This window comes from Escherichia sp. E1V33, from assembly GCF_004211955.1.
Taxonomy (GTDB): domain Bacteria; phylum Pseudomonadota; class Gammaproteobacteria; order Enterobacterales; family Enterobacteriaceae; genus Escherichia.
Window position 1 is genome coordinate 1 of sequence record NZ_RHJI01000001.1, and the last position, 21,353, is coordinate 21,353.

The window sequence follows — 21,353 nt, forward strand, 5'->3', positions numbered from 1 at the left end:
CGCAGGTAAGCCGACCAACAAACCAAACCTGGTCTGCGGTCCGGTGCAAATCTGCTGGCATAAATTTGCCCGCTACTGGGATGTAGAGCTGCGTGAGATCCCTATGCGTCCCGGCCAGCTATTCATGGATCCGAAACGCATGATCGAGGCCTGCGACGAAAACACCATCGGCGTGGTGCCGACTTTCGGCGTGACCTACACCGGTAACTATGAGTTCCCGCAACCGCTGCACGATGCACTGGATAAATTCCAGGCCGACACCGGTATCGACATCGACATGCACATCGACGCCGCCAGTGGTGGCTTCCTTGCGCCGTTCGTGGCGCCGGATATTGTCTGGGACTTCCGCCTGCCGCGCGTGAAATCCATCAGTGCTTCAGGCCATAAATTCGGTCTGGCTCCGCTGGGCTGCGGCTGGGTGATCTGGCGTGACGAAGAAGCGCTGCCGCAGGAACTGGTATTCAACGTTGACTACCTCGGCGGTCAGATTGGTACTTTCGCCATCAACTTCTCCCGTCCGGCGGGTCAGGTGATTGCACAGTACTATGAGTTCCTGCGCCTCGGCTGTGAAGGTTATACCAAAGTACAGAACGCCTCTTACCAGGTTGCTGCTTATCTGGCGGATGAAATCGCTAAACTGGGGCCGTATGAGTTCATCTGTACGGGGCGCCCGGATGAAGGTATCCCGGCGGTGTGCTTCAAACTGAAAGACGGGGAAAATCCAGGATACACCCTGTATGACCTCTCTGAACGTCTGCGTCTGCGCGGCTGGCAGGTTCCGGCATTTACCCTCGGCGGTGAAGCCACCGACATCGTGGTAATGCGCATTATGTGCCGTCGTGGCTTCGAAATGGACTTCGCTGAACTGTTACTGGAAGACTACAAAGCCTCCCTGAAATATCTCAGCGATCACCCGAAACTGCAGGGTATTGCCCAACAGAACAGCTTTAAACATACCTGATAACAGGATGTTACCTGCATGCCAGGAGCATGCAGGTTTAATGCCTTCATGGTAAAGAAATATATCCTATAAATAAGAGCTGTGGCGTAATGATCAGAATGCTAATTCTGGTCATTTTTTTGGGGGGGAGGAAGCTCATATAGTTGAATAATTTGCAATACAAATTAAATTTTGTGCAAATTATAGTAGAATGCATGCGATATTATTCATATCCGTTATTATTGCTCATTTTTGCTCTAATAGATTGAAAAATAAGTGACCTGGAACAATGCTTCTAACCACTTAGCAGGCTATTCATTTTTTCGTTTAAGCTTAGTTTAAGTGATGATTTGACTTAGGGTGTTGGCGTGCTACATTAAATACAGCAATATGTTTTTGTTATAGTGTATTAATGATGCAATCACTAAATGGAACTTGTTTAATTGCGTATGCAAAGCATGAATATATTCTCACCATGGTTAACGGTGAGTCCTATAGTTTTAACAGTGGTGATTTAGTTTTTGCGGATGCGAGCCAGATCTTATTTGATCAGTGCATTGAGAACGCAGTCTTTGTCACGAAGGACACTCTTTCATTATTCCTTCCGATGCTCAAGGAGGAGGCATTAAATATTCATGCCTATAAAAAAGTTCCTTCGCTAATTGTTCATCACTGCACCCGAGATATTCCTGTTTTTCAGGAAGTTGTACAGCTTTCGCAGAGTAAAAATCTTCGCTATGGTGAGGTTTTACGTAAAAGGGCATTAATATTCGCGATATTGTCTGTTTTTCTTGAAGATGAACAGTTTATAACGCTACTCATGAATATCTTACAGCCCAATATGCGAATGCGGGTTTGTACGGTCATTAACCGTAATATCGCTCATGAATGGTCATTGGCGAAAATAGCCAGTGAGTTATTGATGAGTCCAAGTTTGTTAAAGAAAAAATTGCGTGAAGAAGAGACGTCTTATTCACAACTGCTTACCGAATGTAGAATGCGACGCGCGTTACAACTCATTGTAAGACATGGTTTTTCTATAAAGAGAGTGGCCGCGTTGTGTGGCTACAACAGTGTATCGTATTTTATTTATGTTTTTCGCAATTATTATGGCATGACACCGACAGAGTATCATGAACGCATAGCTGAAAGAGGGTGTAATAACCATCTGATGATGGATGTTTGTGTACCAGAAAAGTGTTGTCACCCTGAAAGGATAGTAAGGTTATAATTGCTTTTTGAAGTTAAAAAAAAACCCGGCATAGGGGACCGGGAAGAGGATAGTCTGCCGTCTCCAGACTAATAAGCCGTTATAACACTCCATGTTGGCACGGGAAACTTTGTGCTCTCAGTGGTTTAAATATAACTTTTACTGGAGATAAGATCAGCCAATTTTTTATAAACATAAGCTATACACGAATTTAAGATATATCACGCATGCATTTACTTTTTATGTCTTTACCGATATGTGCGCTTGTGTATGCGATTACTTTTGGTCCTACCAATTTTGGCAGTTTTGGTTTTTTAAATGAGTCATACATCATTTCATTTGTATACTGAAATTGTAATGGTTGTAGCAATGGAATATAAGGGCTTGTCATGACACACGTTTGCTCAGTGATCCTCACTCGCCGTTCATTTGATATTTATCATGAGCAGCAAAAACTCTCTTTGCAAAAAGAGAGTATTCTTTTGATGGACAAAAATATGGTGGAAAATTTTCCTTTTGATGAATCCTTCGCCCGCAGACTAGATATCGATGAAAGGATCATTAGCCATTACTTGCACAATATCCGTCTTTCGGGTCGGTGTTTAGGGCTGCATGGTAAAAAACGGTTGTTAGTTAACCCAACACCACCGATGCCGCTGGTCACTGCAATATTTGATAGTTTTGCTCAAGAAGATATTGCGTCCAGGACATTAAATAATATGCTGTACTTTTCCTGCCTTTCGATGTTTTCACGAAATAAAGAACTTATTCCCTTCCTTTTTAATAGCATTAGCACTATTTCAGGTAAAGTTGAACGCATTATTAGCTTTGATATCGCCAAACGTTGGTATCTGCGTGATATCGCCGAAAAAATGTATACCAGTGAAAGCCTAATCAAGAAAAAATTGCAGGATGAAAACACCTGCTTTAGCAAAATATTATTGGCTTCACGAATGTCGATGGCCAGACGATTACTCGAGTTACGACAAATCCCGCTGCCGATGATTGCAGAAAAATGTGGCTATAGCAGTACGTTGTACTTTATTAATACTTTCCGCCAGTACTATGGCGTAACCCCACATCAGTTTGCGCAACAGTCAACGGGGACCTTTTCCTGACTGGATTTCTCATTCGAAAGTCGGTCAGGATCTCCCTCACACTTCATGTGAAAATCTTTCCTCATCAACTCTGCCGGGTCACCGGCAAGTTTGCTTTCGCAGTTTGCAAAACAGTAAACGTATTTTCAGGAGGAAAAGACGCGGCATGTTCAGGATTATTAAGTTTGCAATTCATACAACTACGGGAATTCTGGTCAGTGTCGTGTTGTTTAAATTGATCACCAACGGTTGGAGCGGTTTCTACTTTCAATGCTGTTTACTGAGTCTGATGTTCCTGGCGGTAAGTTGGTTGTTGAGTGGCGAGTGGTTTGCGGGAAAGAGCAAGGCTGAACCCTTATGTTCAACCTTGCTCTCGTTTACACGTTACGCTTTTTTAAAGCGGGCAAAGAGATGTTCCACCACTACGAAAAAGACCGGAACGAAGTAAATCGCCAGCACCGTTGCTGCAAACATCCCCCCCATAACGCCTGTACCTACTGCGTTTTGCGCACCGGAGCCTGCGCCATGACTGATAACCAGCGGCAGCACGCCGAGTATAAAGGCCAGAGAGGTCATCAGGATGGGGCGTAAGCGCATCCGTGCCGCTTCGATAATCGCTTCCATCGGCGTCTTCCCTTCTTTTTGCATCATCTCAACCGCAAACTCGACAATCAGGATGGCGTTCTTGGCGGAAAGCCCAATGGTGGTCAGCAGACCAACCTGGAAGTAGACGTCATTGCTTAACCCGCGCAGGTCAGTAGCCAGTAACGCGCCAATTACCCCAAGCGGTACGACCAGCATTACCGAGAACGGAATCGACCAGCTTTCGTAAAGTGCGGCAAGGGCAAGGAATACCACGACCAGCGAGATGGCATATAGTGCCGGAGCCTGGTTGGAAGATAACGCTTCCTGATATGACAGCCCGGTCCATGAGTAGCCAACGCCAGTCGGAAGTTTTGCGACCAGATCCGCCATAAATTTCATTGCATCACCGGTACTTTTTCCAGCCGCCGCTTCACCTAAAATCTCCATTGCTGGAATACCGTTGTAGCGTTCCAGACGTGGTGAGCCGTAAGTCCACTCTGTTGAAGAATAAGCAGAAAGTGGCGCCATCGTGCCGGAGGCGTTGCGCACATACCATTGGTTTATATTGTCCGGCAGCATGCGGAACGGTGTTCCCGCCTGGACATACACTTTTTTCACCCGTCCCTGGTTAAGGAAGTCGTTCACGTAGCTACTACCGAAAGCGGTGGAAATGGTCTGGTTGATATCGGACAACTCCACGCCCATCGCCTCAGCTTTCGCCGCGTTGACGTTGACTTTGAACATCGGCGTATCTTCCAGGCCGTTCGGGCGTACCCCGGTGACCTGGTCAGGCGATTGTGCTGCCAGAGACAGCAACTCGTTTCTTGCCTGGGTTAGCTTTTCATGCCCCAGGTTACCGTTGTCCAGCAGTTCCATATCAAAACCTGACGCTGTCCCCAGTTCTGCTACCGCCGGTAAGTTGAACGGGAAAATAACTGCTTTATTGATGCGGCTAAGAGCCACCATCGCCCGCTGAATAATCGCCGTTACCGAATTTTCTTCGCCGACACGTTCAGACCAGGGCTTCAGGCTGATAAACGCCAGACCGTTGTTTTGCCCCTGGCCGCTAAAGCCGAAGCCACCAACGGTAAACACTGACTGGACATTATCTTTCTCTTTTGTCAGATAATAATCAGTCACCTGTTGTAGCACTTTGCTGGTGTTTACCATCGTAGCGCCGGAAGGTAATTGCGCGGTGGTCATAAACACCCCCTGATCCTCTTCCGGTAAGAAAGAGGTTGGCGTGCGCAGGAACAGCACCGCCATCCCAGCGCAGATCAGCAGGTAAACCACCATGTAGCGACCAGTGCAACGTAGCAGAGAGCGTGTGCTGTCGGTATAGTGCTGAGTCGATTTTTCAAACAGGTTGTTGAAGCGAACGAATAAGGCGTTCGGCTTGTGACCGCCTTCCGGCGCAGCTTTCAGAATGGTGGCGCAAAGGGCAGGGGTCAGACTCATTGCCACAAACACCGAAAGCAGCATGGATGAGATAAGCGTGATGGAGAACTGGCGATAAATCTCGCCCGTAGCACCGCTCATAAAGGCCATCGGCATAAACACCGCAGACAGAACAACGGCAATCCCGACCAGCGCGCGTTGGATTTGCCCCATCGATTTATGCGTCGCTTCCTTCGGCGGCAGTTTATCTTCCGCTATCACGCGCTCGACGTTTTCTACCACCACGATCGCATCATCAACCAGCAACCCTATCGCCAACACCATCCCGAACATCGTGAGAGTGTTGATGGTAAAACCGACCGCCGACAAAATCGCAAATGTGCCGAGAATAACGACCGGAACGGCAATTGTCGGGATAATCGTAGCGCGAATGTTTTGTAAAAACAGATACATGACCAGGAAGACGAGGATGATAGCCTCGATCAGCGTTTTGAAAACTTCATGAATTGAAATTTCAATAAATGGCGTGGTGTCGTAAGGATAAACTGTTTTCAGACTGGCCGGGAAAAAGGCCGATAGCCTGTTCAGCTCTGCTTTCACCGCTCGCGAGGTATCCAGGGCGTTCGCCCCGGCAGCCAGTTTGATGGCGATCCCGGCGGCAGGTTTGCCATTAAAACGCGCCACGGTAGAATAGTCTTCTGCGCCTAACTCGACGCGGGCAACATCACGTAGCAATACTTGCGAGCCATCTTGCCGAACTTTAAGCAAAATTTTGCCAAATTCTTCCGGTGTTTGCAGACGTGTCTGCACAATGATAGAGGCGTTCAGTTGCTGGTCCGCCGCCTGTGGCATCCCCCCCAATTGACCACCGGAAATCTGGTTATTCTGTATCTTGATTTGGGAAATAACATCAGACGGTACAAGATTGTATTTATTGAGTTTTTGCGGGTCCAGCCAGATACGCATGGCGTATTGCGAACCAAATAACTGTACGCTACCTACACCTGCGGTACGGCTTAACGGGTCTTTGATATTCGACGCGACATAGTCCGCGATATCGTACTGGTTCAGACTACCGTCGTCAGAGATAAACCCCGCCACCATCAAGATATTGCTGCTCGACTTATCAACACTTATCCCTTGCTGTTGCACCGCTTCGGGTAATGAGGGCATAGCCAGTTGCAGCTTGTTCTGTACCTGAACCTGCGCGATATCAGGTGATGTACCCGTCTCGAAGGTTAGAGTGATGGAGGCATTACCCGCAGCGTCGCTGGTTGATGACATATACATTAAGCCATCCAGCCCATTCATATTTTGCTCAATCACCTGGGTGACAGAGTCTTCTACCGTTCGCGCATCGGCACCTGGATAGGTTGCGCTGACGGTAATTGTTGGCGGCGCGATTTGTGGATATTGCGCAACGGGCAGGTTCATGATCGCCAGCCCGCCCGCGAGCATCATAATAATGGCAAGTACCCAGGCAAAAACTGGGCGATCAATAAAATAGTTAGCCATGAAAGTCCCCTTAAGCCTGCAACGTTACTGTTTCGATTCGGTGCTGGCGTTTTCCTGGCCGGAGGAAATTGCGCGTGCTTTGATACCCGGACGAATGCGTTGCAAACCGGAAACGATCACGCGATCGCCAGCCTGCAAGCCAGAAGTGACGACCCACTGGTCGCCGATGGCTTTAGTGGCCTCAATTTCACGTAACTGCACGACATCATCTTTATCAAGAATGAGTGCCGTTGCTTTGCCCTGGGCGTTATGGGTAACACCTTCCTGCGGCACCAGTAAAACGTTCTGTCGGCTACCTTCATCCACTAATGCCGTGACGTACATGCCTGGCAACAAGTCGCCATTCGGATTGGGGAAAATCGCCCGTAACGTCACGGAGCCCGTGGTTTCATCCACCGTCGGGTCGGAGAATTTCAGCGTGCCGGTCTGGCTGTAACGTTTACCATTTTCCAGATTGAGCTGTACCGGCGTACTGCCCTGAACTTGTTTGATTTGCCCACTGGCGACCTCTTCTTTCATGCGCAAGAAATCCTGCACCGACTGCGTGAGATCGACATAAATCGGGTCCAGACGTTGTACGGTAACCAGCGAATCTGCCTGATTAGCAGTAACTAATGCGCCGACGGTCACCGATGACTTCCCACTGACGCCAGTAATAGGCGAGGTGACATTAGCGTATTGCAGATTGATGGTCGCCTGCTCAACGGCAGCTTTGGCGACGGTGACATTCGCTTCTGCTTCATTAAGTTGAGTTCGCGCCGTGTCGTAGTCCTGGCGGCTGACGTAGTTGGTTTTCAGCAACGATGCCTGGCGGTTAAAGGTAATGCGGGCATTGCTGGCGGTAGAGAGGGCTTTAGCCAGCGAACCTTTGGCAGAGTTTAATTCAGCTAGTAACGGAGCAGGGTCAATCTGATACAACGAATCGCCCTGGTTAACTTTATCGCCTTCGATAAAATTGCGTTTAATGATGATGCCACCTACCTGCGGGCGAATCTCAGCAACTTCATAAGGAACAGTTCTGCCGGGCAATTCGCTCATGACATTGACTGAGCCGGGGGAGAGCGTCACCACGCCCACTTCTGGCGTCATGGAGGCAGCCTTTTGCGCTGATTTGTCGTCGCATGCGGTAAGTATTACGCCGCAGAATAACAACGGTATTAACAGTTTTCTTTTTCTGTTCATTTTATTCCCTGAAAATTCGTGAAAAATTACGGATTTTTTGAATGTGCGCGGGGAGAGGCATGAGGGATTTACTGACCTGCGGCATAGTGCCGACCATGGGGAAATATGCCTGTGATGGAGCATGCAGGCCGAGTGGCCAATGTGGCGATGTTGATGGCAAAAAAAATGTTGCCGTTCTGCTGACAGTATCTGCCTGCATCCGGGCAACGAATGTTTCTACTGGTGGATACATAAACCAGGGGAATAAGTTCGTTTTCGCTTCTCCTTTGGTTATCACCGGGAGTAATGGAGTAAGCATTTGCATCCCTCATCATGCCAGCCGTCAATTTCAGGCACTTATCGCTGGGCCACATCAACTCCTTCTTAAAAATAAGAAGAGATCCCCAGAGTCACGATGTCGCTCATACGTCTAAGTTTCAGCTTGTACATAATATTGAATTTCTGGATCTTTAATGTCTGCTGCGAAATTTTCAGCGTTGATGTGATATTACTTTCATTTTTGTTCTTCAGGATTAATTGCATAATTTTGAATTGATTATGCGAGAAACATAATTGAGAATTCTTATGGGGCAAGTGTTTTCCATAAGTAATATCAATCAAGTTTTTAATGCTTTCTTTACGGCTGATAAAAAAGATAGGCGACTGACTTTTAAGTTTACTGATGTGGTAAGGTGCCAGAACAATGATTCTTTCGGCATCTAAATTCTCAAGAAACTTAATCGCTTCTTCATCAAGGATATGATTATGATAGGTATCAATGATCACCTTGAATGGTTTGTTGTCTATGCTTTTGATCTCTGACAGGGAATTGATTTTTATCATTTCGTGATTATCTTTCAACTGCAAAAAGCCCTGTAAAAGAAAAGAATCCTTCGTCATGAGAAAAATCATAACTTGCTCCTTAGCCGTTATTGTTTCGAACATGTCATCCTTTTCATTATTTACATCCATGTCCGAATTCGTTGTTCAATATAGTAAACGCCTATAAGAACGTTGCCCTTCGTGAACTAATACGTCTATTAACACTAATCAAAACTTGAGATTTATCCATCACGTACTCCATATATTGGTCCTAGGTAACATTCCTGGTTGTTATAAGTTTGTTAGTGCCAACAGGAAATTAACATCTTCTATGTTTTTACCAAGAATAAGTTATCAATTTAAAGTTTGTGATTTCTGAATAATAAAACTAAAATAAAAAAGTAATCCGATTTAAATATCGAGTCTCCTTGTTTCTACTTAAGCTGGCAATTGGATTGCCAGCTTTCTTTTTAATTTTCCTGGAAAATTAATATCAATTGCATTAATTCTCCGCTTATTGAGTCGATGCTTGCCAAATCTTGATTTCATTTTCCCACAGCACTTTTAAACATTAAACCTGACTACAGAAAATATCAGCCATGATAATGTTTGAAATGGCTAATTTGCTGTGAGGTAAGTAAAAACATAAAGTTTTTAGAGAGTTATTTAATGATTCGCACGGTTATTATTTCAACGATGGTTTATGTTTTGTCATGGTGGCTATATGAAGTGGGAGTATTATATGCCTCATAGTCACTATGAGTGATTATGAGGCGGTGTGGGAAATGCTTTGTAGAAACCTGATATTGATTATTTTTTAACGAATAAACTAGCGAAGCTAAACAAGCTGGCAGCGCTGAATATTAGTTCTATCCCCACCAGAGTAGAAACTAATGTTACAGAAACCACTGGCGTTGCACCCAGGAATATCCATGCGATGACGATATCCAGGATACCAATGACTAGCTGTAGCCAGCTGCCTTTCATTGAACGCTGGCGATACCAACTCATCAAGCGAATAACCCCAGCGACACAGAACAAGCCAGCGATAAACGCCGCAATAGCAAAAATTCCCAGTTCCGGTGCGCGGATGAAGAAATAGCCGATCAACAAATAGGCGACAGCAACAAGGAAGCCGGATAATACAGGCCAGAAATTATGACTCCGGTTGCTGAATAAACCAACAATAAGCGCAATGCCTGAGCAGATTAATAATGCACCAACGACCGTGCTAAGGATATCGCCAGAGACAAACGGAAAGCTTATACACAGCAAACCGACAATAAACAGTAGCACAGCAATAAACTGGATTGCTCTCCGATGCTTCTTAAGCATATCCAGATCAAATTTTAAAATTGTTGCCTTATCTATATATAACATAGAACCACCCTATAAATTTAAGAAGAAAAACCCCTACTATCAATTTATGCCAAAAATGCATCAAGGAATGCATGTGATTTAATAAAAATTTCCTAATTCATGTGTGTGAAGCCAATGTAACTTATTGTATTTAAATAAAAATATCTGATTTTGATATTTTATCTCAACATGACATACCCCCAAAACCAGGTTATAACCTCAATGTCGAAATTGATTCGTGACGGCTCTTTCACTTTCTAGTTGAGGATATTACGATGAAAAAAGTATTAGGTGTAATTCTCGGTGGCCTGCTTCTTTTGCCAGTTGTGAGCAATGCAGCGGATGCACAAAAAGCAGCTGACAATAAAAAACCTGTCAACTCCTGGACCTGTGAAGATTTCCTGGCTGTGGACGAATCCTTCCAGCCGACTGCAGTCGGTTTTGCTGAAGCACTGAATAACAAAGATAAACCAGAAGATGCGGTTTTAGATGTTCAGGGCATTGCAACCGTAACCCCAGCTATCGTTCAGGCTTGTACTCAGGATAAACAAGCCAGCTTTAAAGATAAAGTTAAAGGCGAATGGAACAAAATTAAGAAAGATATGTAATTTCAGGAATATGCTACGTCATAATTCCTTGCATATTGAACAGGCCGGAATACCTTCTTCCACAGCGGGTATTCCTTCTGTTCATATATAAATTCTTTGTTGAATGGGTTACAAAATGAATATTTCATCTATACGTAAAGCGTTCGTTTTCCTGGGCGCTGTAGCGGCTTTGTCATTGGTGAATGCACAATCTGCTTTGGCTGCAAATGAATCTTCCAAAGATATGACGTGCCAGGAATTTATTGATTTGAATCCAAAAGCGATGACTCCGGTTGCGTGGTGGATGCTGCATGAAGAAACAGTATATAAAGGTGGTGATACTGTAACCTTAAATGAAACCGATCTCACTCAAATCCCTAAAGTGATCGAATACTGCAAGAAAAATCCGCAGAAAAATCTGTATACCTTCAAAAATCAAGCATCTGATGATCTGCCGAATTAATGGGGTTAAAGCAAAAAGGAGTAGCAAGTTGAGCCATCTTGCTGCTCCTTTTTGCGTTTTTATATGACTACTGAATTTATTATTCGTTTGATCCTGGCTGCAATTGCCTGTGGTGCTATTGGCATGGAAAGACAAATGCGCGGCAAGGGGGCAGGGCTTCGTACACATGTCTTAATCGGTATGGGTAGCGCCCTGTTTATGATTGTGTCGAAATATGGTTTCGCTGATGTGCTGGCGCTGGATCACGTCGGGCTTGATCCCAGCCGTATTGCCGCTCAGGTTGTCACTGGCGTCGGTTTTATAGGCGCGGGTAATATCCTCGTTCGTAATCAAAATATTGTCGGCCTCACCACCGCAGCGGATATCTGGGTAACGGCAGCCATCGGCATGGTGATTGGCAGCGGTATGTATGAGCTGGGTATCTACGGTTCAGTAATGGCTTTGCTGGTGCTGGAAGTTTTTCATCAATTAACCTACCGCTTGATGAATAAAAATTACCATTTACAGCTTACGTTGGTGAACGGTCATACGGTGTCGATGCTCGATTGGTTTAAACAGCAAAAAATCAAAGCTGACTTAGTCTCACTACAAGAAAATGAAGATCATGACGTGGTTGCTATTGATATCCAGCTTCGGGCTATGACATCAATTGAAAATCTATTGCGGTTATTGAAGGGAATGGCGGGCGTGAAAGGTGTCTCGATAAGTTAATGTGTGCGGCAGAGAAGCCTGGTTCGCCGCACTACTCACAACTCAGACCAGATAATCAATATGTTGATGGCGCACCAGTTCATTGATCCGCTTAAGGTTGAGGATCATCATGATATTGTGTTTATGACAGTAGAACGTTTTTAATGATATTTTTAGTTTTTCCAGAATATCTTCTGTCGTCATTTGATTGGCAATGCAGGTAAGAACCTGATGCTGTTTGCATGAGAGCGAAACATCAGCCTCTGGCGCAGAGCAGTAACTGCCATTGATGAGTGCAATAAAGTCGATGATCGTGATGGCCCGCTGAACAAACGTCACCGGTATTTTCCCCAGACAGCGTTTTATATTAAACGGGGAGAAAATGATTACATGAATGGGATTCAGTCGTTTAATTTTATTGAGCAATGTTGAATGGAATACATTATTCATTAATGTATCAATAATGACTAAGGCATTTTGGTGCAACGTTAAGTCGATCTCTTCTTCGGTCTGTATATGGACGACATTACCTTTACTCAGGATGTTTTTCATCGCGGTGAAGAACATCGTATCCCTGGTAATTATAAGAAACATAACCGACTCCTGTTGCGGACATTAACTTTATAATCAGGCTGCCAAAAGTAATTAACAGGACAGTGCTTATAATTATATTAATTAGCTTGCTGTGCATTAATTGAATGTGTTTGAAGATGCAGATATTTCATCAATATCTGCATCTTCAGGTAATGTTATTTGACCAGTTCTGGCGTTACCTGGCTAACCGCATCGGTATAGTAAGGAGTGCCACCCCAGCCGGGTTCTGGCCAGAATGCGCCGTAGCCGTAATCCCACAGGTTGTAGGTTGTGTTCATCACTTCTCGTAAATGCCACACCTGAATCCCCTGCATATTCACTTCAAGGAAGTTATATGGGACTTTGTTGATAAAGCCAGGTTGTTCGCCCTGAATGGTCCCGAGGATGGTGACATAGTGATTACGGTAGTTTACTGGGTCAAGGAAACCACTTTGCCTGGCAAGAAGTCGGCCTTGATAATTTGCTTCAATATCAGGTTTTGCATAGCTATCCAGCGGTAATACTGCGATTTCTAACAACGTATCTGTTTTGCCATTAATGACGTTAATCACTTTACCGCCAAAGCGAGCCTGCTGACCAACGTATAAATTTGGTTGGTTATGAACAGCAACAAAACTTTTTTGAATATCAGGCTGGTTATTACCTTTGATATTTTGTGGAATAGAACTACACGCGGCAAGCAATAATGCAAGGCTGACGATGAGAGCACCTTTTGACTTGTTCATGTTACTATCCTTATCAACAAATGTTAAAACCATAATAGATATTTATTTATGGTTTTCATCCGATTCTTAAGTGATATGCCTGATAGTAGTGAAAAACTGTCTGATATTTATATGGCTTCAGCTATGGTTCAGTAAAGAAAGCGTAGGACGCGATGCTAATATATGCCGCAGTATAATGCTAGCCATTTATTGGGTCATTACAAATAGCTTATTATTTTCTCTCATGACCAGAGAACTTAACTGTTATCGTTCTCGAGATATACAGTTTTAAATATAGACTTATTGATAGCTATCTCATTGTTTTCTCATTATTATATGAACAGTTTTCCTGAAGAATTGAACAGTGAAAATGTGTTGTTTTGAATTATTCTAATATCATAAATTCGCTTTCCGCTATATCGATCGTTTTTAAATTTTCGCGATTTTGTTTTCTGATGTGAGGTATTCGAACTTTTCTAAGATTCTCTGCTGATTATTGCTGTAGTAGAGGGTTGTGCGCAGAGGAAAGGAAATCGTGCGTAAAGAATTTCGACTTAGCCTGGATAAGGCGATAAATGATTATGCAGACGTTGTCCGAATCAGGACGTAAAAAAACCGACTTTACGTCGGTTTTTTACTTTTCAGCCCTGAGTTGGTGGCTCTGGCTGGAGTGAGAATGCCATCATCTAACGCATCAATGCTAATACCATACTGAAACTATTGCAAGGACATGCTGGTTTTATAACCTGAATATACTGTGTGATTATCCAGTTAGCTCTGAGGCATTTTCACTCTGGCAATGCGCATAAACGCTTTCAAAGTCCTGATCAGTGGTACGGGTGGTGCCGTTAACTGATGCTCTGGCTGGAGTGAGAATGCCATTATCTAACAATGGGGCATGCGCCGTGACAGGCAATGGATGAGTAAGCGGTTGCATTCTCACTCCATCGCATGGAGAAAACGGGTGATTGATAAAGCAATCATCGTTCTTGGAGCGTTAATTGCGCTGCTGGAACTGATCCGCTTCCTGCTTCAGCTTCTGAACTGATAGCGGAAACGTAGCTAAGGGCAAAGAGCACACCACTCTTTGCCCTTTAACATTTAACGCATTGTCACGAACTCTTCTGCCGCCGTCGGGTGAATGGCCACCGTGTTGTCGAAGTCTTTTTTGGTTGCGCCCATCTTCAGCGCCACCGCGAAGCCCTGCAACATTTCGTCCATACCAAAGCCAATGCCGTGAATACCCACAATCTTCTCTTCTGGCCCAACGCATACCAATTTCATGCGGCACGGCTGGCGGTGAGTGGTGACGGCGGTATACATCGCAGTGAAAGAGGATTTATACACTTTCACCTGATCGTCGCCGTACTGCTCGCGTGCCTGCGGTTCCGTTAAACCAACAGTACCAATCGGCGGATGGCTGAAGACCACGGTCGGAATGTTGCTGTAATCCAGATGCTCATCCGGCTTGTCATTAAACAGGCGCTCAGAGAGACGTCGACCTGCAGCTACGGCTACCGGCGTCAGTTCCACCGCGCCCGTGTTATCGCCCACCGCGTAAATACCATCAACATTGGTGTTTTGATATTTATCGACGACGATATAGCCTTTTTCGTTAGTTTTAACGCCAGCGGCTTCCAGGTTGATGTTGTCATTGGCAGGCTCGCGACCAATCGCCCAAATCAGGCAATCCACCGTTTCACTGCGACCATCTTCCAGCTCCAGCGTCAGGCTGCCATCGGCATTTTTCACTACCGCTTTCGGGATGGCATTGGTGTGCAATTGCGGGCCTTCGGCGTTCATCACTTCGACCAGCGTTTCAGAGATCATCGGGTCGAAGCTGCGCAGCGGCGCATGTTTACGCACGAACAGATGCGTTTTAGCACCGAGGCCGTTAATCACGCCCGCCAGCTCAACGGCGATGTAACCCGCGCCAACAACCGCTACGCGCTCTGGCAAAGCAGGAAGGGCGAAGAAACCATCGGAATCAATGCCGTATTCCACGCCCGGAATGTCTGGATGGCTCGGGCGGCCACCAGTAGCGATCAGAATATGATCGGCCGTGATGATTTCGCCGTTAACTTCCAGCGTTTTGGCATCAACGAAGCGGGCAAAGCCCTTGATCACATCAACGTTATTTTTACCGAGCACGTTTTCATAGGAGGTATGAATACGGTCGATATAGGCGGTACGGCTGGCGATCAACGTTTCCCAATTAAACTTATTGATGGTGGTATCGAAACCATAGTCCGGGCCGTACATGTGGATCGCCTCACGGATTTGTGCCGCGTGCCACATCACTTTTTTCGGTACGCAACCAACGTTCACGCAGGTGCCGCCCAGCTCTTTGGCTTCTATCAGCGCGCATTTCTGGCCGTACATAGCCGCGCGGTTGATGGAGGCGATACCGCCGCTGCCGCCGCCGATGGCGATGTAATCATAGTGTTTAGTCATGACATAGTGTCCTTATCGTTGATTACCGCGATTGTAGCGCGAGACGTAATAGGTGCCAGCGATGGCTGCAATTACTCCGGCACGATCCAGCTTACGGTAGCGTGACCAGTACCTGCCGGAACCAGTTTGCTGTGCAGCCACGGCAGCACGTTATTCATCTGCTGTTCCAGCTTCCACGGCGGGTTAATCACAATCATGCCGGAAGCGGTCATGCCACGGCGATCGCTGTCTGGCAGTACAGCCAGTTCAATTTGCAGAATTTTGCGAATGCCGGTCGCTTCCAGGTCGTGGATCATGCGCTTAATTTGCTGGCGTAGCACCACCGGATACCACAATGCGTAAGTGCCCGTGGCGAAACGTTTGTAACCTTCTGCTATCCCGCTGACTACCGCCTGATAGTCGGTTTTCATTTCATACGGCGGGTCGATAAGGATTAAACCACGGCGGGAAACCGGCGGCAGCTTGGCCTTAAGCTGCTGGAAACCGTCGGCTTTTTCGACGCGCGCACGGCTGTCTTTCTGAAATTCAGAACGTAGCAACGGGTAATCGCTCGGGTGCAGCTCGGTCAGTTGCAGGCTGTCCTGTTCACGCAGTAACTGACGAGCAATCAACGGTGAACCGGGGTAGTAACGCAACTGACCGCTACGGTTGAAGTGTTTTACCACATTGATGTACGGCTCCAGCTCTGCAGGCAAATCGTCCTGCTGCCAGATACGGGCAATACCTTCGAGATATTCACCGGTACGCTCGGCATGTTCGCTGCCTAACTGATAACGTCCGGCTCCTGCGTGGGTATCGAGATAGAGAAACGGCTTATCTTTCTCTTTCAGTGACTCGATGATCAGGCTCTGAACGGTATGTTTAAGGACGTCGGCGTGGTTGCCAGCGTGAAAGCTGTGGCGATAACTGAGCATGGGTAAAGGTGTTCCGGTAAGTAAAAATCGGCCCGTATTCGGGGCGCACAAAAGCATATCAGGACAGTATACCGAAAAGAGGCCGTCGCCGCGAAAGCGTAACGTTTCTCATTGAAATTCACTACACTTAACCCCATGCTACACACATTATGTAAAGCGCCTGTTGAGCGCTTCCTTAACCTCTTTAACCAGGACTGCGCTAATGACGAATCCGTTACTGACTCCCTTTGAATTACCTCCGTTTTCTAAAATTCTCCCGGAACATGTCGTTCCAGCCGTGACTAAGGCGCTGAACGACTGCCGCGAAAATGTGGAGCGCGTAGTAGCGCAAGGGGCACCGTACACCTGGGAAAATCTCTGCCAGCCGCTGGCGGAAGTGGATGATGTGCTGGGGCGTATTTTCTCTCCGGTCAGCCACCTGAACTCGGTGAAAAATAGCCCGGAACTGCGTGAAGCGTACGAACAAACTCTGCCGCTGCTGTCGGAATACAGCACCTGGGTAGGGCAACATGAAGGGCTGTATAAAGCATACCGCGACCTGCGCGATGGCGATCATTACGCCACGCTGAACACGGCGCAGAAAAAAGCGGTTGATAACGCACTGCGCGACTTCGAACTCTCTGGCATCGGTCTGCCGAAAGAGAAACAGCAGCGCTACGGCGAGATTGCTACCCGTCTTTCCGAGCTGGGCAACCAGTACAGCAACAACGTCCTTGATGCGACGATGGGCTGGACCAAACTCGTCACCGACGAAGCGGAGCTGGCGGGGATGCCAGAAAGCGCGCTGGCTGCGGCAAAAGCCCAGGCCGAAGCGAAAGAGCTGGAAGGCTACCTGTTGACGCTGGATATCCCAAGCTACCTGCCGGTAATGACCTACTGCGACAACCAGGCCTTGCGTGAAGAGATGTATCGCGCTTATAGCACTCGCGCTTCAGATCAAGGTCCAAACGCCGGTAAATGGGATAACAGCAAGGTGATGGAAGAGATCCTCGCTCTGCGTCACGAACTGGCGCAACTGCTGGGCTTTGAAAACTACGCGTTTAAATCACTGGCTACCAAAATGGCGGAAAACCCGCAGCAGGTGCTTGATTTCTTAACCGATCTGGCAAAACGCGCGCGTCCGCAGGGCGAAAAAGAGCTGGCACAACTGCGCGCCTTCGCCAAAGCCGAATTTGGCGTGGATGAGTTGCAGCCGTGGGATATCGCTTACTACAGCGAAAAACAAAAACAGCACCTCTACAGCATCAGTGACGAACAGCTGCGTCCGTACTTCCCGGAAAACAAAGCAGTTAACGGCCTGTTTGAAGTGGTGAAACGTATTTACGGCATCACCGCCAAAGAGCGTAAAGATGTTGATGTCTGGCATCCGGATGTACGTTTCTTCGAACTGTATGACGAGAACAACGAGCTGCGCGGCAGCTTCTACCTCGACCTGTATGCCCGTGAAAACAAACGCGGCGGGGCGTGGATGGATGACTGCGTAGGCCAGATGCGTAAAGCCGACGGTTCTCTGCAAAAACCGGTCGCGTATCTGACCTGTAACTTCAACCGCCCGGTAAATGGTAAACCGGCGCTGTTTACCCATGACGAAGTGATCACCCTGTTCCACGAGTTCGGTCACGGCCTGCATCATATGCTGACCCGCATTGAAACCGCCGGTGTGTCTGGTATCAGCGGGGTGCCGTGGGATGCAGTCGAACTGCCGAGTCAGTTTATGGAAAACTGGTGCTGGGAGCCTGAGGCGCTGGCGTTTATCTCCGGTCACTATGAAACCGGCGAACCGCTGCCGAAAGAGTTGCTGGATAAAATGCTGGCGGCGAAGAACTACCAGGCGGCGCTGTTTATTCTGCGTCAGCTGGAGTTCGGTCTGTTCGATTTCCGCCTCCATGCAGAGTTCCGCCCGGATCAGGGGGCGAAAATCCTCGAAACTCTGGCAGAAATCAAGAAACTGGTTGCTGTGGTGCCTTCTCCGTCCTGGGGCCGCTTCCCGCATGCCTTTAGCCACATTTTTGCCGGTGGTTATGCCGCAGGTTACTACAGCTACCTGTGGGCCGATGTGCTGGCGGCAGATGCCTTCTCGCGCTTTGAGGAAGAGGGCATTTTCAACCGTGAAACCGGGCAGTCATTCCTCGACAACATTCTGAGCCGTGGCGGTTCAGAAGAGCCGATGGATCTGTTCAAACGCTTCCGTGGCCGTGAACCGCAGCTGGATGCGATGCTGGAGCATTACGGCATTAAGGGCTGATCATTCAGTGAAAATCTGCTTAATTGATGAAACAGGCGCCGGAGACGGCGCCTTATCTGTTCTTGCTGCCCGCTGGGGGCTGGAGCACGATGAAGATAACCTGATGGCGCTGGTGTTAACGCCGGAGCATCTGGAACTGCGTAAGCGCGATGAGCCGAAGCTTGGCGGCATTTACGTTGATTTTGTTGGCGGAGCGATGGCGCACCGACGCAAATTCGGCGGCGGACGCGGTGAGGCGGTGGCGAAAGCGGTGGGCATTAAAGGCGATTATTTGCCGGACGTGGTGGACGCTACCGCTGGACTGGGGCGCGATGCCTTTGTGCTGGCTTCGGTCGGCTGCCGGGTGCGGATGCTGGAGCGTAATCCAGTGGTTGCCGCATTGCTCGACGACGGCCTGGCGCGTGGTTATGCGGATGCGGAAATCGGCGGCTGGTTGCAGGAGCGTTTGCAGTTAATTCACGCCTCCAGCCTGACGGCGCTGACCGATATTACCCCGCGCCCGCAGGTGGTCTATCTCGACCCGATGTTCCCGCATAAGCAGAAAAGCGCGCTGGTGAAAAAAGAGATGCGCGTGTTTCAGTCGCTGGTGGGGCCGGATCTCGACGCTGATGGATTGCTGGAGCCTGCGCGGCTGCTGGCGAGCAAACGCGTGGTGGTGAAACGCCCGGACTACGCGCCGCCGCTGGCGAATGTCGCCACGCCAAACGCGGTTGTCACCAAAGGGCATCGCTTTGATATTTATGCCGGAACGCCGATGTAAGCGTGAAATTGGGTACCTGGTTGCCGACTGATGACAAAGTTCCAAAAGTACCCGGACAGTCCCCTCGCCCCTTTGGGGAGAGGGTTAGGGTGAGGGGAACAGGTTTGCACCGGAGTGAACCATGCCCCTCACTCCAACGCTCTTCCTGAAGGGCGAGCGTGAAATAACGATTCGTTTGTTGCAACAAAGATTAATGGATTTCCGGCGTCTCAATCATTCGTTTTAGCCACGGCACCATCAACAGCATTACTACAGCAACGGCCAGCGTGACCAGACCAATCTTACCAAACACGTTGGTATAGACGGGCAACGTCTCAAGCGGATCGGTAATGTTGTCTGGCACCGCGGTAAATGTTGCCACATAGCCACCCAGCAAGAACGCGGCAGCCTGCGTCAGGAACCACATCCCGAGAATAAAGCCCATCAAATGTTGTGGCACCAGAGCGGCAACCATTGCCAGGCCCAGGGCGCTAATAAACAGTTCACCTAAGCTCTGAAATAAGTACACCAACACGATAAACCACGGCGATGTCAGCCCCTGAGCATCCGCAAACCACATTCCCGCAGCGGCGGCTGTCAAAAAGCCCAGCGAGCACATAAACATACCGAGGGTAAATTTCATCGGCATGGAGAGGTCTTTGCCTTTATTCCCCAGATGGGTGTAGATACCTGCCAGTACTGGGCTGGCGAGCACCACCCAGAACGGGTTAAGCGCCTGGAAGCTCACCGGGTTGATGGAAAAACCGAGAATTTCATGATGCACGTTGTTGATAGCAAAGAAGTTCAGCGACGTTGGCATCTGGGCGTAGAGGATGTAAAACACCACCGCTTCAAGCATCAGCACAAAGGCGACAAACATCTTATTGCGCCCGGTTTTATCCAGCTTGAATGCCTGGCGGAAGAAGATAATGGTCACGACGATAGAGAGAGCAATCAGTACCAGATTGGCGACTTCCACGTTGTGCATCAGCCATGCGCAGACGAAAATCATCACCACACTGCCAAACAGCACGTACAACAATTTGCTGAAGCTCATCGGTCGGAAATCTGGTTCAGAACCAATGTATTTCACCATTCCACGACAGGCGATGTAAACCAGTAGCGCGACAATTAATCCTGCCCCGCATAAGTTATAGGTGACGGAATAGCCAAATCTGTCAGCGATAACTGGTGCTAGCGATAGCGCAATCAGCGAGCCGATATTGATCGACATATAGAACAGGGTGAAGGCGCCGTCGAGACGTGGATCTTTCGGTGGATAGCACTTCGAAAGCAGGCTTGCCGGGTTGGCTTTAAACAGGCCGTTGCCGACGGCGATTGTTCCCAGCGCGATGAAGATCAGGTCTGGCTTGAGTAGCGACATCCCGGTCATGAAGTAGCCTATTGCCAGAACAATTGCCCCAAGGACAATGGTGCGTTTAGTCCCTAACAGATGGTCGCCAACATAACCACCGATCGAGATAAGGCCATAGACCAGCGCAGCGAAGGCACCAAAGGTGACAAAGGCCTGCTCTTGTGAGAAACCGAGCTGTTTAACGAAGAAAACGGCCAGGACGCCTTGTACGCCGTAGTAACCGAATCGCTCCCATAGTTCGACAAAAAAGATCATGAAGAATGGGCGAGGTTGTTGCAGCATCCCCGTGGGTGTTGTTGTATTCATAATTTTGAGCCTTTCAATACCATCATGAAAAGTATGAACGCGTAAGTGATTGCGCGCGAAAGAGTTTACACATGTCTAAAATTCTTAATATTGATGCAATGAATGAATTAATGCACTATCTCAGCAAAAAATAACCAGACAATCATGCTGTTTGTTTGAATTATGATGGCGTTAAATGCTGTTTTTGGCGGGGTA

At 47.6% G+C, this 21,353-nt stretch carries 18 protein-coding genes and 1 pseudogene; 10 read left to right on the top strand and 9 right to left on the bottom strand.

Annotation, left to right across the window (positions count from 1 at the left end):
* The 3 genes from D9742_RS00005 to gadW all read left to right on the top strand — a co-directional run.
* A partial coding sequence (locus D9742_RS00005; protein WP_130235580.1) for a glutamate decarboxylase occupies positions 1-961 on the top strand: 961 nt, incomplete at its 5' end.
* Positions 962-1,355: 394 nt separating this feature from the next.
* Positions 1,356-2,171, top strand: a complete 816-nt coding sequence (gadX, locus tag D9742_RS00010; protein WP_130235697.1) for a DNA-binding transcriptional regulator GadX — start codon at positions 1,356-1,358, stop codon at positions 2,169-2,171.
* A 368-nt stretch (positions 2,172-2,539) separates the two neighbouring features.
* Entirely contained in the window at positions 2,540-3,268 is a 729-nt protein-coding gene (gadW, locus tag D9742_RS00020) for an acid resistance transcriptional activator GadW (RefSeq protein WP_130235582.1), read from the top strand.
* A gap of 363 nt (positions 3,269-3,631) precedes the next feature.
* On the opposite strand, the gene mdtF is transcribed toward gadW, so the two are convergent.
* Complete coding sequence (mdtF, locus tag D9742_RS00025) at positions 3,632-6,745, bottom strand: multidrug efflux pump RND permease MdtF (RefSeq protein ID WP_130235583.1); 3,114 nt, start codon at positions 6,743-6,745, stop codon at positions 3,632-3,634.
* 24 nt (positions 6,746-6,769) lie between these two features.
* Positions 6,770-7,879: a multidrug transporter subunit MdtE gene (gene mdtE / locus D9742_RS00030; RefSeq protein WP_346476982.1), complete on the bottom strand. Its 1,110-nt coding sequence runs from the start codon at positions 7,877-7,879 to the stop codon at positions 6,770-6,772.
* Between the two features lie 107 nt (positions 7,880-7,986).
* Between mdtE and D9742_RS23760 the strand changes: the two are divergent.
* Positions 7,987-8,271, top strand: a pseudogene (locus D9742_RS23760) (hypothetical protein); the annotation flags it as partial.
* Positions 8,272-8,290: 19 nt separating this feature from the next.
* Here the strand turns inward: D9742_RS23760 and gadE are convergent.
* Positions 8,291-8,818, bottom strand: a complete 528-nt coding sequence (gene gadE, locus D9742_RS00040; RefSeq protein WP_130235698.1) for an acid resistance transcriptional activator GadE — start codon at positions 8,816-8,818, stop codon at positions 8,291-8,293.
* A gap of 720 nt (positions 8,819-9,538) precedes the next feature.
* Positions 9,539-10,108 (bottom strand): acid-resistance protein HdeD, encoded by a 570-nt coding sequence (hdeD, locus tag D9742_RS00045; RefSeq protein ID WP_130235586.1) that lies wholly within the window; start codon positions 10,106-10,108, stop codon positions 9,539-9,541.
* A gap of 254 nt (positions 10,109-10,362) precedes the next feature.
* Between hdeD and hdeA the strand changes: the two genes are divergently transcribed.
* The 3 genes from hdeA to D9742_RS00060 all read left to right on the top strand — a co-directional run bounded on the left by hdeA (position 10,363) and on the right by D9742_RS00060 (position 11,848).
* Positions 10,363-10,695 carry an acid-activated periplasmic chaperone HdeA gene (hdeA, locus tag D9742_RS00050; RefSeq protein WP_130235587.1) on the top strand — a complete coding sequence of 111 codons (333 nt, stop codon included), beginning with the start codon at positions 10,363-10,365 and terminating at the stop codon, positions 10,693-10,695.
* Between the two features lie 115 nt (positions 10,696-10,810).
* Positions 10,811-11,137 carry an acid-activated periplasmic chaperone HdeB gene (gene hdeB, locus D9742_RS00055; RefSeq protein ID WP_130235588.1) on the top strand — a complete coding sequence of 109 codons (327 nt, stop codon included), beginning with the start codon at positions 10,811-10,813 and terminating at the stop codon, positions 11,135-11,137.
* Positions 11,138-11,200: 63 nt separating this feature from the next.
* Positions 11,201-11,848: an MgtC/SapB family protein gene (locus D9742_RS00060; protein ID WP_130235589.1), complete on the top strand. Its 648-nt coding sequence runs from the start codon at positions 11,201-11,203 to the stop codon at positions 11,846-11,848.
* Between the two features lie 42 nt (positions 11,849-11,890).
* Here D9742_RS00060 and D9742_RS00065 read toward each other — a convergent pair whose 3' ends face one another.
* The gene (locus D9742_RS00065; RefSeq protein ID WP_130235590.1) at positions 11,891-12,421 is read right to left on the bottom strand and encodes a LuxR C-terminal-related transcriptional regulator; all 531 of its coding nucleotides are present in this window, start codon (positions 12,419-12,421) and stop codon (positions 11,891-11,893) included.
* Positions 12,422-12,576: 155 nt separating this feature from the next.
* Positions 12,577-13,146: an outer membrane lipoprotein Slp gene (slp, locus tag D9742_RS00070; RefSeq protein WP_130235591.1), complete on the bottom strand. Its 570-nt coding sequence runs from the start codon at positions 13,144-13,146 to the stop codon at positions 12,577-12,579.
* Between the two features lie 943 nt (positions 13,147-14,089).
* Between slp and dinQ the strand changes: the two genes are divergently transcribed.
* Positions 14,090-14,173, top strand: coding sequence for a damage-inducible type I toxin DinQ (gene dinQ, locus D9742_RS00075; RefSeq protein WP_001295215.1), 84 nt, complete (start codon positions 14,090-14,092; stop codon positions 14,171-14,173).
* Between the two features lie 53 nt (positions 14,174-14,226).
* Here the strand turns inward: dinQ and gorA are convergent, their stop codons facing one another.
* Together gorA and rlmJ are read right to left on the bottom strand one after the other, a co-directional pair.
* On the bottom strand, positions 14,227-15,579 hold the full coding sequence (gene gorA, locus D9742_RS00080) for a glutathione-disulfide reductase (protein WP_130235592.1): 1,353 nt from the start codon (positions 15,577-15,579) through the stop codon (positions 14,227-14,229).
* Between the two features lie 71 nt (positions 15,580-15,650).
* Positions 15,651-16,493 carry a 23S rRNA (adenine(2030)-N(6))-methyltransferase gene (rlmJ, locus tag D9742_RS00085; protein ID WP_001308123.1) on the bottom strand — a complete coding sequence of 281 codons (843 nt, stop codon included), beginning with the start codon at positions 16,491-16,493 and terminating at the stop codon, positions 15,651-15,653.
* 202 nt (positions 16,494-16,695) lie between these two features.
* Between rlmJ and prlC the strand changes: the two genes are divergently transcribed.
* On the top strand, positions 16,696-18,738 hold the full coding sequence (gene prlC / locus D9742_RS00090; RefSeq protein WP_001298719.1) for an oligopeptidase A: 2,043 nt from the start codon (positions 16,696-16,698) through the stop codon (positions 18,736-18,738).
* Positions 18,739-18,745: 7 nt separating this feature from the next.
* Positions 18,746-19,498, top strand: a complete 753-nt coding sequence (gene rsmJ, locus D9742_RS00095) for a 16S rRNA (guanine(1516)-N(2))-methyltransferase RsmJ (RefSeq protein ID WP_130235593.1) — start codon at positions 18,746-18,748, stop codon at positions 19,496-19,498.
* Positions 19,499-19,688: 190 nt separating this feature from the next.
* Here rsmJ and dtpB read toward each other — a convergent pair whose 3' ends face one another.
* Positions 19,689-21,158: a dipeptide/tripeptide permease DtpB gene (gene dtpB, locus D9742_RS00100; RefSeq protein ID WP_130235594.1), complete on the bottom strand. Its 1,470-nt coding sequence runs from the start codon at positions 21,156-21,158 to the stop codon at positions 19,689-19,691.
* Between the last annotated feature and the right edge of the window lie 195 nt (positions 21,159-21,353).

What these genes read in the sequence shown, in the direction of transcription:
- gadX (WP_130235697.1), top strand. Translation starts at nt 1,356, where the DNA reads ATGCAATCACTAAATGGAACTTGTTTAATTGCGTATGCAAAGCATGAA.
- gadW (WP_130235582.1), top strand. Translation starts at nt 2,540, where the DNA reads ATGACACACGTTTGCTCAGTGATCCTCACTCGCCGTTCATTTGATATT.
- mdtF (WP_130235583.1), bottom strand. Translation starts at nt 6,745, where the DNA reads ATGGCTAACTATTTTATTGATCGCCCAGTTTTTGCCTGGGTACTTGCC.
- gadE (WP_130235698.1), bottom strand. Translation starts at nt 8,818, where the DNA reads ATGATTTTTCTCATGACGAAGGATTCTTTTCTTTTACAGGGCTTTTTG.
- hdeD (WP_130235586.1), bottom strand. Translation starts at nt 10,108, where the DNA reads ATGTTATATATAGATAAGGCAACAATTTTAAAATTTGATCTGGATATG.
- hdeA (WP_130235587.1), top strand. Translation starts at nt 10,363, where the DNA reads ATGAAAAAAGTATTAGGTGTAATTCTCGGTGGCCTGCTTCTTTTGCCA.
- hdeB (WP_130235588.1), top strand. Translation starts at nt 10,811, where the DNA reads ATGAATATTTCATCTATACGTAAAGCGTTCGTTTTCCTGGGCGCTGTA.
- D9742_RS00060 (WP_130235589.1), top strand. Translation starts at nt 11,201, where the DNA reads ATGACTACTGAATTTATTATTCGTTTGATCCTGGCTGCAATTGCCTGT.
- D9742_RS00065 (WP_130235590.1), bottom strand. Translation starts at nt 12,421, where the DNA reads ATGTTTCTTATAATTACCAGGGATACGATGTTCTTCACCGCGATGAAA.
- slp (WP_130235591.1), bottom strand. Translation starts at nt 13,146, where the DNA reads ATGAACAAGTCAAAAGGTGCTCTCATCGTCAGCCTTGCATTATTGCTT.
- gorA (WP_130235592.1), bottom strand. Translation starts at nt 15,579, where the DNA reads ATGACTAAACACTATGATTACATCGCCATCGGCGGCGGCAGCGGCGGT.
- rlmJ (WP_001308123.1), bottom strand. Translation starts at nt 16,493, where the DNA reads ATGCTCAGTTATCGCCACAGCTTTCACGCTGGCAACCACGCCGACGTC.
- prlC (WP_001298719.1), top strand. Translation starts at nt 16,696, where the DNA reads ATGACGAATCCGTTACTGACTCCCTTTGAATTACCTCCGTTTTCTAAA.
- dtpB (WP_130235594.1), bottom strand. Translation starts at nt 21,158, where the DNA reads ATGAATACAACAACACCCACGGGGATGCTGCAACAACCTCGCCCATTC.